Origin of the sequence: Streptomyces himastatinicus ATCC 53653 (genome assembly GCF_000158915.1) — a bacterium.
Lineage (GTDB): Bacteria > Actinomycetota > Actinomycetes > Streptomycetales > Streptomycetaceae > Streptomyces > Streptomyces himastatinicus.
Genome location: NZ_GG657754.1, coordinates 961904 through 963493 on the forward strand (window position 1 = coordinate 961904; position 1590 = coordinate 963493).

At 73.9% G+C, this 1590-nt stretch carries 1 protein-coding gene; it reads left to right on the forward strand.

Annotation, left to right across the window (positions count from 1 at the left end; all coding sequences use genetic code 11):
• The first annotated feature begins 266 nt into the window (after window positions 1-266).
• Window positions 267-1334, forward strand: a complete 1068-nt coding sequence (locus SSOG_RS03425; protein WP_009712810.1) for an alcohol dehydrogenase catalytic domain-containing protein — start codon at window positions 267-269, stop codon at window positions 1332-1334.
• The last annotated feature ends 256 nt before the right edge of the window (window positions 1335-1590 follow it).

Sequence of the window (1590 nt, forward strand, 5' to 3'; positions counted from 1 at the left end):
CGCAGTCCGGGCGTCGGCGCCGCGGTTGGCGCCGGATGACCTGGGCGGGGGCCGGTTGGCCCTAGGCGGGGGGTACCCCCGTCGTGGTCGCCTGGAAGCGGCACCGGGGGCATTCGACACGACGCGGAGAAGCGGACCGGTCAAGCGCCACGTACCGAGCGCCGCGCACCGCGCAATCCGGGCCCACGAGAAGCGGGCGGCCCCCGGCGCCGCCCGCCCCGTACGCGGCGGCACGCCCCGCACGCCCCGCACGAGAGGAAGCGGCCATGAAAGCACTCGTCTTCCAGGGGCCCGGGCTGTTCTCCTGGCAGGACGTGCCCGACCCCGGCATCGAGGACGCCACCGACGCCATCGTCCGCGTCGACACGGTCACCATCTGCGGCACCGATCTGCACATCCTCAAGGGCGAGGTGCCGGACGTCCGGGCCGGGACGGTCCTCGGCCACGAGGCCGTCGGCGAGGTGGTCGAGACCGGCGACGAGGTGCGCGGCGTACGGCCCGGGGACCGGGTGCTGGTGTCGTGCATCTCGGCGTGCGGCCACTGCCGGTTCTGCCGGGAGCGGGCGTACGGGCAGTGCCGGGGCGGCGGGGGCTGGATCCTGGGGCGTTCGGTGCACGGCACGCAGGCCGAGTACGTCCGGGTGCCGTTCGCCGATCTGTCGACGCATCCACTGCCCGCCGCGGCGGACGCGCAGTACGCGGTGCTGCTGGCGGACGTCTTCCCCACCGCGTACGAGGTGGGCGTGCTCAACGGCCGGGTGTCGCCCGGCGACACGGTGGCGGTGGTCGGCGCGGGCCCGGTCGGGCTGGCCGCGATCGCCACCGCCGAGTACTTCTCCCCCGGCCGGATCATCGCCGTCGACCTCACCCCGTCCCGGCTCGACGCGGCCAAGCAGATCGGCGCCGACGCGGTGGCGGACGCCGCCGAGGAGCCCGAGCGGCTGATCGACGACCTCACCGAGGGGCTGGGCGCCGATGTGGTGATCGAGGCCGTGGGGACGCCGCGGAGCTTCGAGATCTGCACCCGCATGGTGCGACCGGGTGGACGGATCGCCAACGTCGGCGTACACGCCAGGCCCGCGACGCTGCACCTCGAAGAGCTGTGGAAGAAGAACATCACGATCACCACCGGTCTGGTCGACACGTATTCCACGCCCACGCTGCTGTCCATGCTGGCCGCCGGACGGCTGCCCGCGTCCTCGCTGATCACCCACCTGTTCGAACTCGACCAGATGGAGGAGGCGTACGACGTGTTCGCGCGGTCCGCCGACACCGGCGCGCTCAAGGTCGCGATCGGCGGGCACCACCCGCCCCTGGTCACCCGAGGGAAGTGAACGGCGATGTCCGAAGCATCGAGGACGGCTCAGGCAGGCTCCCGGCCCATCGGCGGCGGAGGCGACCTCGGCCGGCGGGTGGCGCTGCGGCGCGAACAGCTCGGCCTCTCCCGGGCGGATCTGGCCGCGCGGGCGGGCACCTCCGCCGGGCTATGTGCGCTACGTCGAGGAGTACCCCGCCGATCCGGGCGCCGGAGTCCTGCTGCGGCTGGCCTCGGCGCTGGAGACCAGCACGGCCGAACTGCGCGGCGGCACC

What these genes read in the sequence shown, in the direction of transcription:
- SSOG_RS03425 (WP_009712810.1), top strand. Translation starts at nt 267, where the DNA reads ATGAAAGCACTCGTCTTCCAGGGGCCCGGGCTGTTCTCCTGGCAGGAC.